The 15,554-nt window shown below is 71.3% G+C and carries 14 protein-coding genes; 3 read left to right on the forward strand and 11 right to left on the reverse strand.

Going from position 1 to position 15,554, the window contains the following annotated elements; genetic code table 11:
• Window positions 1–25: 25 nt before the first annotated feature.
• The 4 genes from JUB13_RS17020 to JUB13_RS17035 are packed head-to-tail and all read right to left on the reverse strand — an operon-like array spanning window position 26 to window position 5,414.
• A complete protein-coding gene (locus JUB13_RS17020) occupies window positions 26–2,038 on the reverse strand; it encodes a dipeptide ABC transporter ATP-binding protein (RefSeq protein ID WP_207481092.1) in 2,013 nt (670 codons plus the stop codon).
• Window positions 2,035–2,874 carry an ABC transporter permease gene (locus JUB13_RS17025; RefSeq protein WP_207481093.1) on the reverse strand — a complete coding sequence of 280 codons (840 nt, stop codon included), beginning with the start codon at window positions 2,872–2,874 and terminating at the stop codon, window positions 2,035–2,037. The genes JUB13_RS17020 and JUB13_RS17025 overlap by 4 nt, the downstream gene beginning before the upstream one ends.
• Window positions 2,855–3,811, reverse strand: a complete 957-nt coding sequence (locus JUB13_RS17030; protein ID WP_207481094.1) for an ABC transporter permease — start codon at window positions 3,809–3,811, stop codon at window positions 2,855–2,857. The genes JUB13_RS17025 and JUB13_RS17030 overlap by 20 nt, the downstream gene beginning before the upstream one ends.
• Before the next feature lie 19 nt (window positions 3,812–3,830).
• Window positions 3,831–5,414, reverse strand: coding sequence for an ABC transporter substrate-binding protein (locus tag JUB13_RS17035; RefSeq protein WP_207481095.1), 1,584 nt, complete (start codon window positions 5,412–5,414; stop codon window positions 3,831–3,833).
• Window positions 5,415–5,594: 180 nt separating this feature from the next.
• Between JUB13_RS17035 and JUB13_RS17040 the strand changes: the two genes are divergently transcribed.
• Entirely contained in the window at window positions 5,595–6,431 is an 837-nt protein-coding gene (locus JUB13_RS17040) for a ChbG/HpnK family deacetylase (protein ID WP_207481096.1), read from the forward strand.
• A 31-nt stretch (window positions 6,432–6,462) separates the two neighbouring features.
• Here JUB13_RS17040 and JUB13_RS17045 read toward each other — a convergent pair whose 3' ends face one another.
• From JUB13_RS17045 to JUB13_RS17060, 4 genes are all read right to left on the reverse strand, one after another.
• Window positions 6,463–8,136, reverse strand: coding sequence for an AMP-binding protein (locus JUB13_RS17045; RefSeq protein WP_236025016.1), 1,674 nt, complete (start codon window positions 8,134–8,136; stop codon window positions 6,463–6,465).
• Between the two features lie 5 nt (window positions 8,137–8,141).
• Entirely contained in the window at window positions 8,142–8,669 is a 528-nt protein-coding gene (locus JUB13_RS17050) for a hypothetical protein (RefSeq protein ID WP_207481097.1), read from the reverse strand.
• 305 nt (window positions 8,670–8,974) lie between these two features.
• Window positions 8,975–9,208, reverse strand: coding sequence for a DUF4170 domain-containing protein (locus tag JUB13_RS17055; protein WP_236025017.1), 234 nt, complete (start codon window positions 9,206–9,208; stop codon window positions 8,975–8,977).
• 120 nt (window positions 9,209–9,328) lie between these two features.
• Complete coding sequence (locus JUB13_RS17060; RefSeq protein WP_207481099.1) at window positions 9,329–10,582, reverse strand: glycosyltransferase; 1,254 nt, start codon at window positions 10,580–10,582, stop codon at window positions 9,329–9,331.
• Window positions 10,583–10,871: 289 nt separating this feature from the next.
• Between JUB13_RS17060 and JUB13_RS17065 the strand changes: the two genes are divergently transcribed.
• Window positions 10,872–11,681 carry a PhyR family response regulator anti-anti-sigma factor gene (locus tag JUB13_RS17065; RefSeq protein WP_207481101.1) on the forward strand — a complete coding sequence of 270 codons (810 nt, stop codon included), beginning with the start codon at window positions 10,872–10,874 and terminating at the stop codon, window positions 11,679–11,681.
• Between the two features lie 129 nt (window positions 11,682–11,810).
• The gene (locus tag JUB13_RS17070; protein ID WP_207481103.1) at window positions 11,811–12,512 is read left to right on the forward strand and encodes an SGNH/GDSL hydrolase family protein; all 702 of its coding nucleotides are present in this window, start codon (window positions 11,811–11,813) and stop codon (window positions 12,510–12,512) included.
• An 11-nt stretch (window positions 12,513–12,523) separates the two neighbouring features.
• Here the strand turns inward: JUB13_RS17070 and purU are convergent, their stop codons facing one another.
• The 3 genes from purU to JUB13_RS17085 form a co-directional block, all read right to left on the reverse strand.
• Window positions 12,524–13,387: a formyltetrahydrofolate deformylase gene (gene purU / locus JUB13_RS17075; protein WP_207481105.1), complete on the reverse strand. Its 864-nt coding sequence runs from the start codon at window positions 13,385–13,387 to the stop codon at window positions 12,524–12,526.
• 120 nt (window positions 13,388–13,507) lie between these two features.
• Complete coding sequence (locus JUB13_RS17080; protein ID WP_236025019.1) at window positions 13,508–14,875, reverse strand: hypothetical protein; 1,368 nt, start codon at window positions 14,873–14,875, stop codon at window positions 13,508–13,510.
• Window positions 14,862–15,443 (reverse strand): BON domain-containing protein, encoded by a 582-nt coding sequence (locus tag JUB13_RS17085; protein ID WP_207481107.1) that lies wholly within the window; start codon window positions 15,441–15,443, stop codon window positions 14,862–14,864. Before JUB13_RS17085 ends, JUB13_RS17080 begins: the two co-directional genes overlap by 14 nt.
• Between the last annotated feature and the right edge of the window lie 111 nt (window positions 15,444–15,554).

The raw sequence follows: 15,554 nt of genomic DNA on the forward strand, positions 1-15,554 counted from the left end.
GCGAATCCGCTCTGACCTCATCGCCTTAGGAGGCGCGCCCTGCGGCGTCGCCCGCGCCGGGGCGGACCCAGCAGCGGATCCGGTGCCCTCCGCCGAGGTCGCGCCACGGCGGAGGCTCGGCGCAGCGCGGTCCCGCCGCGGCGCAGCGGCGCCGGAACACGCATCCCGCCGCCCGGGCCTGGCCCTCGCCATCGGCCGCGTCGCCGCCCTCGTCCGCGCCCGCTGCCGCGCTTGTCCCGTCCAGCCGCGGCACGGCGGCGATCAGCGCCTCGGTGTAGGGGTGGTGGGGCGGCGCGAAGACGCGCTCGGCGGGCCCCTCCTCCACGAGTTCGCCCTGGTACAGCACAGCGATCCGGTCGGCCATGTACCGGACCACGGCGAGGTCGTGGCTGATGAAGAGGTATGCGGCGCCGCTGCGGCGCTGCAGGTCGCGCAGCAGGTTCAGCACCGCCGCCTGGACAGAGACGTCCAGAGCGGAGGTCGGCTCGTCCAGCAGCACGAGGCGCGGCTCGCCCACGAATGCGCGGGCGATCGCGATGCGCTGGCGCTGCCCGCCCGAGAGCTGGACGGGGAAGGAGTCGATCAGGCCTTCGGGCAGCGCAACATCCTCGAGCAGCGCGCGTGCCTTCTCGCGGGCGGCGGCACGTCCCAGGCCGGCCAGGACGCGCGCGGGGCGCTCCAGGATCCGCCCGACCCGCCGACGGGGGTTCAGCGCGGTGTCGGGGGACTGGAAGACCATCTGGACGGCGCGGCGCTGGAGCGTGCTGCGCCGACGGCTGCGCCCGGCGAGCGCCGCCCCGTCCAGGCGGATCTCGCCCCCCGAGGGCGCCAGCAACCCGGCGACGAGGAGGGCCAACGTCGACTTTCCGCTGCCGCTCTCGCCGACCAGGCCGAGCGTCTCCCCCGCGGCCACGCGCAGGTCGATGTCTCGCAGGATCTCCACCGGGCCGCGGGCGAAGGACAGGCCGCTGACGTGCAGGACCGGCGCTTCCGCCCCCGGCGCCGGCACCGGCGCGGAGCCACCGGCCGCGACCGCCGCGCCGGTGCCGGGCTCCGGGGTCTCCTCTGCGAAATGGCAGCGGGCCGCGCGTCCCGGACCCTGCGGATAGAGCGGCGGATGTTCCGCCCCGCAGAAGGCCGGCCGGGCGATGGGGCAGCGCCGCACGAAGCTGCAGCCCGGCCCCGCCGTGCCCGGCGACGGCGGCAAGCCGGGGATCGATGCGAGGCGCCCCTCGCGCGCGCCGCGCCCCGCGTCGGGAACGCAGCCGAGGAGGGCCGAGGCGTAGGGGTGGCGCGGGCGGGCCAGAAGCGCGGCGGTCGGGCCCTGCTCCACGATCTCGCCGGCATACATCACGGCCAGCGTGTCGCAGACGCGCCTCAGCACGCCGAGATTGTGGCCGACCAGCAGCAGCGCGGCCCGGAACTCGCGCCGCAGGGCCGCGAAGAGGTCCAGGATCTCGGCCTGGACGGTCGTGTCCAGGGCCGTCGTCGGCTCGTCCAGCACCAGCAGCTCGGGATCGGTGGCCAGCGCCATGGCGATCACCGCCCGCTGCTGCATGCCCCCCGAGAGTTCGTGCGGGTAGAGGTCCGCGACGCGGCCGGGGTTGGCCATGCGCACGCGCTCCAGCATGCCGATCGCCGCGTCGCGCGCCGCCGCGCGGTCGAGCCCGAGATGGTAGCGATAGACCTCGGCGATCTGCTCACCCACCGGGATGGTGGGATTGAGAGCTCCGCCCGGGTTCTGGTAGACGACGGCCATGCGGCGGCCCCACAGGCCGCGCAGCTCGGACCGGGACAGGGCGTAGAGGTCGCTGCCGAGGAACCGGACGCTCCCGGCCTCGAGCCGGCCGCCGCGCGGCAGGTGCCGCAGGGCCGCGAAGGCGAGGGTCGACTTTCCGCATCCGCTCTCGCCGGCAAGGCCCAGCGCCTGGCCGGGCGCGACCGCGAGCGAGACATCGCGCACGGCGGCGCCGCGGAACCCGTCGGGACGGGGATAGGAGACGGTGACGCCGTCGAGCTCGAGAACAGGGGTGCTCATGGCCCCTGCCCCACCCGCAGCCCGTCGCTGACCAGCGCGATCCCGACCACGACCCATGCGATGGCAAGGGCCGGGAACAGCACGGTCCATGGCGCCGTGGTCAGCAGCGCCTGGTTTTCGGCCACCATCAGCCCCCAGTCGGGCGCCGGCGGCTGGGCGCCGAGGCCCAGGAAGCCCAGCGTGGCCGCGGTGAAGACGGCATAGCCCAGGCGCAGCGTCGCCTCCACGGCGAGCGGTCCCGCCACGTTGGGCAGGACCTCGCGGAACATCACATAGGCGATGCCCTCGCCGCGCAGCTCGGCCGCCCGCACGTAGTCCTTGCGCACCTCGACCAGCGCCGCGGCGCGCATGGTCCGCGCGACCAGCGGCGCGAAGACGATCCCGATCACCAGGATCACGTTCAGGGTCGAGGCGCCGAGGAAGGTGAGCGCCAGCATCGCCACGATCACGATGGGCAGCGCCATCACCGCGTCGAGCAGGCGCATGGCGATCTCGTCCGTCCAGCCGCCGAAATAGGCCGCGGCGAGCCCGATCGTCGTGCCGAGCGCCAAGCCCAGCGCAGTCGCGGCGGGCGCCACGGCGAGCACCGAGCGCCCGCCATGGAGCACCCGGCTGAGCACGTCGCGGCCGATCTGATCTGTCCCGAAGGGATGGCCAGGCCCCGGAGGCTGGAGCAGCGCCAGGAAGTCCGAGGCAAGCGGCGGATGCGGCGCGATCCAGGGGGCGAGCAGCGAGGCCGCGACCCAGGCCAGCAGCATCGCCGCCCCGGCCAGCAGCGAGGGCGGCATGCGCCGCGCGCGGCGCCCGACGCGCAGGTCAACCGCGGGGGCTGCCATGGCGGATCCTCGGGTCCAGGGACGCGGCCAGAAGGTCGGCCGCCAAGTTGCCCAGCGCGAAGACCGCCGTCACGGCCACCGCGCAGCCCACCAGCAGCGGCAGGTCCTTCGCGGTGGCGGCGAACTGGATCAGGGTGCCGATGCCGGGATAGCGGAACAGGGTCTCGACCACCACGAGCCCGCCCACGAGCCAGCCAATCTGCGCCCCGAGCACGGCGATGGTCGGCAGCAGGGCGTTGCGCAGGACGTGGCGCAGCACGACGACACTGGGCGGCAGCCCCTTCAGGCGCGCGGTGCGCGTCCAGTCGGCCGCCAGCGCCTCGATCACGCCGGCGCGCGTCATGCGGAACACGTAGGCGAAGAGCACGAGCACCAGGCACAGGGCCGGCATCAGCAGGTGGCGCAGCACCTCGACCGGTCCCGCGCCTTCCGGCGGCAGCGCCTGCACGGGAAGCCAGCCGAGCTGGATGCCGAAGACCACGATCAGAACGACGCCGGTCACGAATTCGGGCAGCGCCCGCACCGAGAGCCCCAGCAGCGAGACCGTGCGATCGAAGACGCCGCCCTCGCGGCGGGCGGCATGGATGCCGGCGGCGACGGCGCTGGGCACCAGGATCGCCAGCGTCACCGCGGCCAGCAGGAGCGATCGGCCGAGCCGCTCGATCACAAGCGGCAGGACGGGCGCATTGAAATGCAGCGAGCGCCCCCAGTCCCCCTGCACCACCGCCGCCAGCCACACCGCGTAGCGCTCCAGCACTGGCCGGTCGAGGCCGAGCTGGCGGTTGAGCGTATCGACCGAATCCTGGGCCGCGAAGGGTCCCAGCATGATGCGCCCGACATTGCCCGGCAGCACCGAGGTCACCAGGAAGATCAGCATCGAGGCCGCGAGCAGGGTCACCGTCAGCAGCGCCAGGCGCCTCGACGCATAGGCGAGCACCGTTGACTTCCTCCCGCCGTCAGGCCTTCCAGGCCCGGGTGAGGTCGAGGAACTGCGACAGACTCGCAGGCACGCCGTTCACGCCCTTGCGCACCGGGCGCAGGTTGCGCGTGAAGTAGGCGATCACCGCCGGCACCTCGTCGTTCATGATGGCCGCGATACGCCCGGCGATCTCGGTGCGCTTGGCCAGGTCCGGCTCGGCGTCCAGGCTCTCCAGCAGCGTGTCGAACTCTGCGTTCCGCCACTTGGCGGCGTTCCACTCGGCCCCGCCCTTGAAGGCGACGTTCAGGATCTGGGCGGCGGTGGGCCTGCTGGTCCAGTCCGTGAGGCCCATGGGGACCTCCGTCCAGTGGTCGTAGTAGGCGTTGACCGGCTCGACCTTCGGCGTCACGCGGATCCCGGCCGGCGCCAGCATCTGCTGGATCAGCGCGGTGTACTGGGGCAGCTCCTGGTACTGGGCGGTGTAGAGCTCGACATCGATCCCGTTGGGATAGCCCGCCTCGGCGAGCAGCCGGCGCGCCTGGCCGAGATCCGCCTTGCGCTGCGCGAGCTGCACCTTCTCGGGATAGATCGGCGCCACCGGGTGGTCGTTGCCGAGCTCCGCACGCCCGCCGAGCAGACCCTGGATCAGCGCCTGGCGGTCCAGGCACAGCGCCACCGCTTGGCGCACCCGCTTGTCGTCGAAGGGCTTGCGGTCCGTGCGCATCGTTAGCTGCCGGTGCTCGGCCGAGGGCGAGGCGATCACCTCGATGGCAGGGTCGTCCAGCAGCGGGCGTCCGTCGATGAAGGTCGTCAGCAGCATCATGTCGGCCTGGCCGCCCTTGAGCGCCAGGATCATCGGCGGCTGCGCCTCGTAGTTCTGGATCTCGACGCGGTCGAGATAGGGCCGCCCCTCGTCCCAATAGGTTTCGTTGCGCACCAGCACGGCGCCCTGCTGCGGCTTGAACTCGGTCATGCGGAAGGGGCCGGTGCCGATCGGCTTCTCGGCGAAGTCGCCCTTGTAGTCCGCCGGCAGGATCACGGCGTTGTAGACCTGCGTGTAATAGGGGAAGGCCCCGATCGGGCGGTCCAGGTCGAAGCGGACCGTGTGGCTGTCGATCTTGGTGATGTACTCCTTGCGCAGGAACCCGAGCTGGGCGCGGGCGGCCGAGGCTTGCTGCGGGTCGACCAGCCGCTGGAAGCTCGCCACCACGTCGTCGGCCGTGAAGTCTCGGCCGTCATGGAACTTCACGCCGCGCCTGAGTTCGAAGATCCAGCTCCGCCCGCCGTCCTCGGCCCGCCAGGACGTCGCGAGTACCGGGCGCAGCGTCAGGTCGGGCTCCGTCCAGACCAGGTATTCCGCGACCTGCTGGACGATCGCGATGGCGCCGGAGCTGTCCATCTTGACGGGGTCGATGCCGGTGGCCGGGGGGCAGGCGACCTTCAGCGTGCCGCCGCGCTTGGGCGCCGCCTGCGCCAGCGCCCCGCCAGAGACGAGCGGCAACCCGCCCAGCAAGGCCGCGCCGAGGACGGCGGCTCCCGCTCCGGTCAGCTCCAGGAAGTCGCGGCGCCCGAGCGCCAGCGGATCGAACGGCGGGCGGGCACTCTCGGAATCGGTCGGCATGGCGGTTCCTCTGGGTCCTCGGCTCTTGGCAGTGTCACCCGGCGCCGGCCGCGGAGACCGCGGCCCACAACAATGCCCGCGGGCCTCCGAGGGGTCGAGTCCCGCGAAAGGGGGAGGGAGGAGCCGCCGTCATGCCGCGCGCACTTGGCGTCAGCACGCGGCAATGCTTAGCTGCGGCGCATGACTATGCCCTTCGTCCTGTGCGCCGACGACTACGGCCTGTCGCCCGGCGTGAGCCGCGCGATCCTGGACCTCGTCGCCCGCGGGCGGCTCTCGGCCACGGGGAGCATGACCGTCAGCCCCTTCTGGCCCGAGCACGCCGCCTGGCTGCGCCCGCATGCGGACGGCATCGATGCCGGCCTGCACCTGACGCTGACCGACCAGCGGGCGCTCGGCCCGATGCCGCGGCTCGCTCCCAATGGGCGCCTGCCGCCGCTGCCCCGGCTGATGGCGCTCGCCCTGGGGCGACGTCTCGACCAAGCCGAGATCGGCGCCGAGATTGACCGCCAGCTCGCCGCCTTCGAGGCCGCCCTCGGCCGCCCGCCGGCCTTCGTGGACGGGCACCAGCACGTTCACCAGCTTCCCGGGATCCGCGAGGCGCTGATCGAGCGGCTCGCCGGGACCGGCATCTACCTGCGCATCTGCGCCGAGCCGACCGCACGGATCCTCCGCCGCGGCGTCGCCATCTCCAAGGCGCTGCTGATCTCGCGCCTGGGCTGGGGGCTGCGTCGGCGGGCGCTGCGCGGCGGCCTGCCCCACAACCACGGCTTCAGCGGCATCTACGACCTGTCCGGCCGCGAGCCCTTCGGACCGCTGATGGAGCGTTTCGTGACAGCCCTGCCTCGCGGCGGGCTGGTCATGTGCCATCCCGGCTTCCCGGACGCCGAGCTCGCCGAGGTCGATCCTGTGACCACGCCCCGGCGCGCCGAATACGACTATCTCGCCGGCGACGGCTTCGCGGAGCTGCTGGCGCGACACCGGCTTCGGCCGGCCCGGCTCGCCGACTGCCTGTCCTGACCGCGCCCGCTTCGGCGGCCGGCGCGCGAGGTCAGGCCGGCATCGCGCCGGCGGCCGGGCCCGCCCAGCCCTGGGCGCGCCGTTCCTCGAGCTGGCGCAGCTTGTAGCGCTGCAGCTTGCCGGTCTCGGTCCTCGGCAGGTCCTGCACGAACTCGACGAGGCGCGGATACTTGTAGGGCGCCAGCCGGTCGCGTACCCAGAGCTTCAGTTCCTCCCCGAGCTCGGGGCCCGGGCTGCGCCCGGCGGCGGGCACCACGAATGCCTTGGGCACGAAGCCCCGCTCGATGTCCGGGACCGCTACGACCGCGCATTCCGCGACCGCCGGATGCGTCGCGAGAAGGGCCTCGACCTCCTGGCCGGAGATGTTGTAGCCCGCGGAGACGATCAGGTCGTCGGTGCGCGACTGGTACCAGAAGCGCCCGCCCTCGTCCCGGATGAAGGCATCGCCGGTCATGTTCCAGCCGCGCTGGACGTAAAGCGTCTGCCGCCGGTCGTCGAGATAGCGGCAGCCCACGGGGCCGCGCACTCCCAGCCGCCCGGCGGCGCCCGGCGGCACGGGGCGGAAGTCGGCGTCGAAGATCTCCGCGGAATAGCCCGGCAGCAGCCGCCCGGTGGAGCCCGCCACGGCGTCGTGGGGCGATGCCGCGATGAAGGTGTGCAGCATCTCGGTCGAGCCGATCGAATCCAGCAGCGGCAGACCCGTCCGCGACAGCCACTGGTCGAACAGGGCTGCTGGCAGGGCCTCGCCCGCCGAGACGCAGGCGCGCAGGGTGGGCATCTCGCCGAAGCCCGTGTCCAGCAGCCGGCGATAGGCCGTCGGCACGCCGAACAGGATCGTCGCGCGATGCCGCGCGATGGCCTCGGTCACTGCGGCGGGCGTCGGGTTCTCGATCAGCACGGCCGCGGCGCCCAGGCTCAGGGGAAACAGCAGCAGGCCGCCGAGACCATAGACGAAGGCCAGCGACGGCACGCCGCAGAAGACATCGTCGCGCCGCGCTCCCAGCAGCCTGGGCAGGCCCTGCGTCACCGCCAGCACGTCTCGGTGGAAGTGCACGGCGGCCTTCGGGGCCCCGGTGGTGCCCGAGGTGAAGGCGATCATGCAGGGGTCGTCCCCCGCCGTGTCGGCCGCCGGGAAGCCTGGAGCGGCATTCGCAGCGCGACGCGCGAGCTCCGAGAACCCGATCACCCGAGGCCGCGGCTCCGTCAGCGAGCTGGCGACCTGCAGCTCGTCGCAGAGCTGGTCCTCGGCGAGGGCGATGTCGATGCGTGCACGCTCCAGCGTCTGCGCGATCTCGGCCGCGCGCAGCATCGGCGTCGTCGCCACGACGATGCCGCCCGCCTTCACGACGGCCAGCCAGCAGGTCGCGAGCATCGGCGAGTTGGGCGCGCGCAGCAGCACCCGTCCACCCGGCACGAGCCCAGCCGTCTCGGTCAGCACCCGGGCGATGCGGTCGACGCGGTCGAGCGTCTCGGCATAGCTCCACCCCTCCCGCATCGAAAGCAGGCAGGGCCGTGCGCCGTCGCCCGCCGCGACCCGGGCGTCGAGCAGGGCCGCGGCAGCATTGACCCGGGCGGGCTGGCGATAGGGCGGCTCGATCGGCAGCACCGGCCATTCGTCCGCCGGCGGCAGCCGGTCGCGGACGAAGGTGTCGACATGGCCCGTGCGCTCGGTGGCCTGCGGCATCTTCATGGTCTGTCCGGTCATGTCCGTCACAGCCCCAGGGTCGCGTCGATCTCGTCCTGCTGCATCACGTGGGCGCTGCCGTGGATGATGCCGTTCGCCACCTGGACGATGCGCTGCATCATCCCGACGGCGAGCTGGCAGTCGCGTCGGAGCCTCTCCTCGTCACCGGCCGACCTCGCCTCCTCGATCCGGCCGACGGTGAAGGCGACCACGGCATTCATCTGCTCGATCGTGGCCTCGAAGGCGTCGCGGAACGGCTTCGGCACATGCTCGTACGCCTCGATGGCGAGGTCGCGGTCATGGAACCCGCTCTCGCGGAAATGCTGCTGGTAGCCCTTGGGGCACCAGGCCCGGCACTCGTCGATCATGTCCGGCATGTCCGGGACCATCTCGACGAGCATCACGATCTCGTTGAAATGATTGAGGTAGTCCGTCGCAAGAAGCGTCTTCCCCGAGATGTTCGTGCCGCGGACCCGCTCGCGCCATCGCAGGAACTCCTCGCGGTCGGCCTTGGGAATCCCGTTGAGGATGTGGTCATCACTGTGTTCGGCCATCTCGGGTCCGGTCGTCCTCGGCAGGCCATCATAGCCAGAAAACGGATTAGCGACAGGTCGCCCCTCCTCCGTCTGCGTGGGCGGCGCAATTGCGCCGCTGTGATACCGTCAACGCCGTGAAGGGGTAAGAAAAAAAGAAGCCGCCGACGCTTGCGCATCGGCGGCCGTCAGTCACTGGCGGTTCAGGGAGGAATCACACCATTGCCCAGTTAACACGGGCAGCGGGATTCCGTTTCGTTCGCACGTCCGACTCATTCGGATCCCAGCAGAAAATAAGTGGCTGACTACCACTTTTGGCGGGGTCTTCACCCTTTTCCTTCGGCGTCCGGATCCAGGAAGCGGTGAAGGTGCACGATGAAGTAGCGCATGTGCGCGTCGTCGATGGTCCGCGCCGTCGCACCCCGCCATGCCTTGTAGGCCTCGGCATAGTTCGGGTAGATGCCGACGATGTCGATCTTCGCGGGGTCGATGAATTCGGTGGTGTCGGGACGGACGAGCTGACCGCCGAAGACGAGATGAAGCTTCTGCCCCTGTGCCAAGGACGCCTCCATGCCGGAAATCGCGCAGGCGCTATAGCACCTATTCCCCGCCGTGGGCGAGCGGAACCGGCGACGCCGGTGGGGCGCGGCTCGGTGGGGCGCGGCTCGGTGGGGCGTGGCTCAGGGGCGCAGCCGGGTGGGCAGGGGCCAGCCGGCAAGGCTCGTCGCGACGGGCTCCCCCTCCAGGAGGCGGTCGAGCCTCGCCAACACCCGCTCCCAGCTATGGTCCGCCACGGCCCGGGCGCGCGCGGCACGCCCGGCGGCATTCCCGATCTGCGGGTTCATCGCGGCCAGGACGGCCCGGGCGAACTCCTCGGCCGTATCCGCGCGCCAGAGCTCGCGTCCCGACGCCTCCCCGAGATCGGCCAGGGCGGCTGCCGTGCCGACCACGGGACGGGCCATGGACATGGCCTGGAGCGCCGCCTCGCGGGCCGCAGCGCGCTGGGGCAGGACGACCGCGCTGCTATGGGCGAGCCAGGGCCGCGGATCCGGGTCCGAAGGGGCAAGGACCACGCCCTGCAGGCCGCGGATCATGTCCAGCGCCGCCATGCCGGCGCCGCCGGAAATCACGAGGCGCAGCTCCGGCACGCCCGCGCGCACCACCGGGAAGACCAGCGCCGTGAACCAGAGGATCGCCTCGAAGTCCGGCTGCGCAGAGCCCCCGCCGCTGCCGGCGAGGACGAGCGTGGGGGCTCCCAGGCCACCGGGGTCGGGATAGCTGCGCGAGGGGGTGAAATGCTCGACATCCACGCCGTCCGGCAGATGGCGGAACCGTTCGGCATCGGTAGGAAGGAGTCCCTTGAAGCGGTCGACCGCGGCGGGGTCCGGAAAGAGCTGAACCGCGCCGTCGGCATCGCCCCGCCCTTGGGTGACCAGCCCCCGCGCCTCGCGGTCGCGGAACCATCTCCGCAGCGCGGACAGGCCCGCCGGCGGCTCCGCCCAGCGGAGCGCGGCCGCCCCGCGGCACAGGTCGGCGCGGTCGAGGATTCGGACGGCCTGGAGATCCGGGCGCAGAAGCGCGAAGGGAGCGGCATCGCCGCCGAGGGCCAGCGCCCGGGCGGGGCGCTGCTCGTTCCAGACCCTCTGGACCCAGGCCAGCAGGCCCGGATTGAGCCGCGAATCGGCGCCGCCCCCGAGGAGCGAGGTCAGCAGACCCGGCCGCCGCGGCGCCTCGACCGGCTTCGCCACATGCATGCTCTGGCAGAACTGGCGCACCAGCCCCTCGCTCCGCCGGTCGCTCTCGGGATTGCCGACGCAGCCGAGATGGACGCGGTAACGCCCCGCCAGGTGCCGCAGCATCCGCCAGGCCCGCGCGTCCTCCCCGGCGATCGCGGGGACAGGCATGCGCGAGGCGACGAGGAGGAGGTCTTGCATGGTTGTGAGTTAACCCGCCCGCGCCGGCCCCGGTTCCATGCCGGGCACGGCGCCCGAGGGCCCCGCGCCCCTTTCCGCGCGGGCTTTTCCGCCCTTCACGCAGCGCGCCAGACCCGGCCGCCGGGCGGCGGGGGGGAGCTTCCCTTCCCCCATTCGGGTAGGTCTCCGGCTCTTGGACTTACGGCTAAGGCAAGAGGCCGAAATCGGGAGCGCAACTTGAAAAACACTGCCGGCGACCCTAATAAATTGAACATTTCCAAGCGATCTCCTGGACCGTAGCGGGACGGATATGGACGCCCTCGCCGACAATCTGATGGCGCACCTTCCCTTCCTGCGCCGCTACGGCCGTGCCCTCGCGGGTTCGACCGAGGAGGGCGATGCGCTGGTCACCCGCGCCGTCGAGGAGGCCTTCGATGCACCCGAGGCCTACCGCCTCGACCAACCGGTGGTCCCGGCGAGCCGCATCCCCCTCTACGCCGCCATCAACCGGCTGTTCGACGAGCGAGGCGGCAAGCCCCCCGCGTCCGCGGTCCTGCATCCGATCGAGCAGGCGCTGCGCCGGCTGCCCGAGGAGTACCGGCGGATCTTCGTGCTGGTGAGCCTGGAGGAACTGTCCTTCTCGCAGGTCGCCGAGGTAATGGCAATCGCCCCAGAACGGGTGCGCGAGGCGATGGCGGGCGCCCAGGCCGCCGTGCGCGAGCAGCTCGTCGCAACCATCCTGATCGTCGAGGACGACGCGATCATCGCCTTCGACCTCAGCGAGACCGTGATCTCCATGGGGCACCGGGTCGCCGGCACCGCCGCCACCCAGGACGAGGCGCTGGCCGTCGCTGCCGCGCAGAACCCGACCCTGGCCCTCATGGATCTGCGGCTCGCCCATGGCGACAGCGGGATCGCGACCGCCCAGGCGCTGCGCGAGCGGAGCAGCCTGCCCATCATCTTCGTCACCGCCTTCGCCGAGGAACTTCGCCAGCGCGGGCTCGACCATCTCGGCCCGGTGATCAAGAAGCCCTTCACCCGCGAGCAGATCGAGCGCGCCATCACCCAGGCGGTGTTCACGCCGCGTACGGCCGAGAAGCCCACAACCCTGGCCCGCTGACGCAACGCCGCGACCGCGCGGCGGGCTCGCTGTTCCAGGGATCACGCCCCAAGGCTCACGCGCCCAAGGGTTCACAGGAGCCTCCGCCCATCCCATCTGCCGGCTCCATCAGGTCCAGGAGCCCTCCCCATGTTCTCGGCAGAGCAGCCCCTGCGGATCATGCCGCTCGGTGCGTCGAACACCCAGGGCATGGCCGTCGACCCGCAGTCTCCGGGGGGCTATCGCGGCCCGCTGCAGGCCATGCTGGCCGCCGGCGGCGTCCCCTTCGACTTCGTCGGCTCGCTGCGGGGCGGGGCGATCGCCGACCCCGACCATGAGGGGCACGGCGGCATGACGATCGACTGGTACGCCCAGGCGCTGGATCCCACGACCGGCAGGACGCGGGTCGAAGCGCTGCTGGACGCCAATCCGGCCGATGTGGTGCTGCTGCTCGTCGGTACCAACGACGTGAACGGCGGCGACAGCGCCGAGACCATGATCGCGGAGATGGTCCAGCTCCTGCGCCTGATAGACGACCATCCCGCGGATCCGGCGGTCTTCGTCATGAAGCTGCAGCCGCTGGGTCCCCAGCTTCCGGTATCGCCGCTGCGCGCGGAGACCGGCAACGAGGTCATCGAACGCTACAACACGATGCTCGGTACGCTGGTGGGGTACACGGGCTCGGACGCCCGCGTCGTCGACATGCTGGCGACGTCCGACGATCTCTCGCCCGACGGCATCCACCTCAACGCGGCGGGCTATCTGCGCGCCGCGGCGGCCTGGGATCAGGCAATCGACGAATGGCTCGTCGGGGGCGGGGCCGGCCAGCCTGGCGACTTCTGGATGTCCTAGGCGGCCTCGGCTCAGCGGAAGACGACGGTCTTGTTGCCGTTTCGGAGCACGCGGTGCTCCACGTGGTATCGGACGGCGCGCGCCAGCACGACGCTCTCGATGTCCCTGCCGACGCCCTCGAGTTCCTCGGGGGTCAGGCGATGGTCCACGCGCTCCACCTCCTGCTCGATGATCGGGCCCTCGTCCAGCTCGTTCGTGACGTAGTGGGCAGTCGCACCGATCAGCTTCACCCCGCGCGAGAAGGCCTGGTGGTACGGCCGCGCGCCTTTGAAGCTCGGGAGGAAGGAGTGATGGATGTTGATGCACCGGCCCTGCAGCGCCGTGCACAGCTCCGGCGACAGGATCTGCATGTAGCGGGCGAGGACGACCAGGTCCACCTTCTCGGCCTCGACGATCTCCAGCAGGCGCCTCTCCTGCTGCGCCTTGGTCTCGGGAGCGACCGGGAGATGATGGAACGGCACGTTGTGCCAGGCCGCGAGCTGATAGAAGTCGCGGTGGTTCGAGACGATGGCCGGGATCTCGATCGCCAGGCTGTCTGTGCGGTACCGGTACAGCAGGTCGTTGAGGCAATGCCCCAGGCGAGAGACCATGATCAGCACGCGCGCCTTGCGCGCGGCGTCATGCAGCGCCCAGTTCATGGAAAAGCGCGCCGCGACCTCGGCGAAGCCGCGCTCGATCTCCGCCTGCCCGCCGACGCTGGGCGGTGCCTCGAAATGGACGCGCAGGAAGAACAGCCCGCTCAGGCTGTCGCCGAACTGCTGGCTGTCGAGGATGTTGCAGCCCGCACCCGACAGGAAGCCCGAGACGGCGGCGACGATGCCGAGCGTGTCCGGGCACGAGATCGTCAGGATGTAGGCGGGCTGGCTCTCGGTCATCTTTGGTCCTGCGGCGGGCTGGGTCGGTTACCTGTTGCGGTCCGGCGTCCACCCTGATCGGGGACGCGGGGTCTGCTCTAGCATGGGCCGGGCGGCCCGGAAGACTGCGGGAGCACCGGATCAGTCGAGAAGCGGATTGCCGGTCTCGATCTCGATCAGCGCGGCCAGCAGCGGCGCGCCGATGTCCCGGCGCACGAAGGCGCTGCTCTTCTCGGCCGCGTTCAGCGCCGCCTGGAAGCTGGTACGCCAGCGCTCGTCCTCGAAGCTCTGGCGTTCGGCGACGGCCCGCTGGGCGAGAACTGTGGGTCGGCGCCCCGACGGCTGCTCGCTGAGCTCGACCAGGGCGCGCAGGTTCTCCTGAGCGGCCGCGGGATCGCCGCGCCCGATGGCGGCGGAGACGAACTGTCCCAGGATCTCGGCGCGCAGGTCGACATCCTGCACCTGCTCCAGGAAGGCGCCGGTCAACTGCGTCTCGCCCCGCCGGGCCAGGCGGCCGAGCACCGCGGGAATTGTCCAGGGGCTCTCGTCCTGGACGGTGCGCAGGATGTTCAGCGCGAGGTTCGGGTCGCCGACCTGGGCCGCCGCCACCGCCAGCTCGGCGGGGCAGCACTGCGTCTTCGACCGGTTGGCCTGGAAGCGCGAGAACTGCTGCTCGACCGTGTTCAGGAACAAGGTCCGCGCCTCGGCCTCCCGACCGGTTTGCAGCAGAGCCTGGACCACGAGGCCCAGCTCCCAGGTGCATTTGTGCGCGGCCGCGTACCCCTTGGCCTCCTCGGCGAGCTGCGCGGCCTGCTCCTTGGCACCGCGCCAGCTCAACACCTCGGCGATGTCGGTGAGGTTGTAGAGCCGCGTCGAGCAATCGGGGATGCCGCGGGTGATCTGGAGCGCAAGATCCGTCTGTCCCATCAGCGCGAGCGCGCGTGACACGAACAGATCGCCGGCGTCGCCCTGAACGCCGCCCCTGCGCGCTGCCGCGACGAAGGGCTGGATCAGCTCGCGCGCGTGGTCCTGCGATCCCTTGAGGTGATGCGCGACCGCCAGCGAGAGCCAGTCCCAGCGCGGCGTCGTGATGGGGTCGTCGAGCGGCGGCAGCATCTCCTCGATGCGGTAGAGGAAGCACGCCGTGCTCAGCGCCTCGTTGCAGACCAGCGAGCGAACCTTCTGCCGGAATTCGTAGACGTCGAAATCGCCGATGTACTGGTTCGTGACGATCTGAACCGCAATTGCGCTCTCGGGCCAGCGCTGCACGATCTCGTCGATCAGCCTCTCGGCCTCGCGCAGCAGAGCTGCCTCGTCCTTGGGATCGAAGCTCACCTCGGCCTTGCGAACCAACATCAGGGCCTGCACGAACTGCTTGTTGGCGGCGGCCTGGGCATCCTCGGCCGCGGCCGCCCAGGCGGGCGGGCAGAGAAGCCCGAGGAAGACCAGGAGAAGCGCCGCCAGGGAGGTGAGCCGCCGTGACGGGCCGCCCGCCTCAGACCCGGACATAGCTGACCACGCGCTTGACGTTCGCGACCGCCCGCGCGTGGCCGATGACGCGGTCGAGTTCGGTCTGGTCGCGCGCCGCGCCCATCAGGTAGACGACCCCACCGACCGTGTCGATGGAGTAGTTGCGCGAGGCGATGTCGCGGTCGAACAGAAGGCGGGAGCGGAGCTGGGTGGTGATCCACGTGTCGGTCGCGGTAGCGCCCAGGCCGCCGCTGTCGCCGACCTCGACCTCGTTGATGACCTCCTTGACGCCCCGCGCCTGCCAGGCAAGGCGCACGGCGTCGAGACGCATCTCGGGCGTCGTCGCACGTCCCGTCAGCAGCACGCGGCCATTGGTGACTGTCATGTCGAGGACACGCTGCATCTCGACGTCGTGCTGGAACCAGAGATGGTTGATCTCGGCATGGATCCCGGCGTCGGTGACGGCGCCCTGAACGCCGCCCTCCTGCGCTGCCGCGGTGCCGGCCGCGGTCGCCGCAGCGCCGACCGCGAGCGGGGCGCAGCCGCTCGTCACCAGGATCACACCCGCCAGGGCGGCCAGGGCCGCCGGACGCGACCAGGATCTCAAGACATCCCTCCGTTGCCCGCCGCGCGGCGGGTGAAGCGTAAAAGTCACAGGGTCCCCTCGATTGCAACGCCTTTCTGCCACGATTCCTAAAATGGTCGTGATGTGTGGCGC

The organism is Arenibaculum pallidiluteum, assembly GCF_017355985.1.
Classification (GTDB): Bacteria; Pseudomonadota; Alphaproteobacteria; order Azospirillales; family Azospirillaceae; genus Arenibaculum; species Arenibaculum pallidiluteum.

Bases quoted from the DNA above. Each gene is read 5' to 3' on its own strand.
- JUB13_RS17020 (WP_207481092.1), bottom strand. From the start codon at position 2,038: ATGAGCACCCCTGTTCTCGAGCTCGACGGCGTCACCGTCTCCTATCCC.
- JUB13_RS17025 (WP_207481093.1), bottom strand. From the start codon at position 2,874: ATGGCAGCCCCCGCGGTTGACCTGCGCGTCGGGCGCCGCGCGCGGCGC.
- JUB13_RS17035 (WP_207481095.1), bottom strand. From the start codon at position 5,414: ATGCCGACCGATTCCGAGAGTGCCCGCCCGCCGTTCGATCCGCTGGCG.
- JUB13_RS17040 (WP_207481096.1), top strand. From the start codon at position 5,595: ATGACTATGCCCTTCGTCCTGTGCGCCGACGACTACGGCCTGTCGCCC.
- JUB13_RS17045 (WP_236025016.1), bottom strand. From the start codon at position 8,136: ATGACCGGACAGACCATGAAGATGCCGCAGGCCACCGAGCGCACGGGC.
- JUB13_RS17050 (WP_207481097.1), bottom strand. From the start codon at position 8,669: ATGGCCGAACACAGTGATGACCACATCCTCAACGGGATTCCCAAGGCC.
- JUB13_RS17060 (WP_207481099.1), bottom strand. From the start codon at position 10,582: ATGCAAGACCTCCTCCTCGTCGCCTCGCGCATGCCTGTCCCCGCGATC.
- JUB13_RS17065 (WP_207481101.1), top strand. From the start codon at position 10,872: ATGGACGCCCTCGCCGACAATCTGATGGCGCACCTTCCCTTCCTGCGC.
- JUB13_RS17070 (WP_207481103.1), top strand. From the start codon at position 11,811: ATGTTCTCGGCAGAGCAGCCCCTGCGGATCATGCCGCTCGGTGCGTCG.
- purU (WP_207481105.1), bottom strand. From the start codon at position 13,387: ATGACCGAGAGCCAGCCCGCCTACATCCTGACGATCTCGTGCCCGGAC.
- JUB13_RS17080 (WP_236025019.1), bottom strand. From the start codon at position 14,875: ATGTCCGGGTCTGAGGCGGGCGGCCCGTCACGGCGGCTCACCTCCCTG.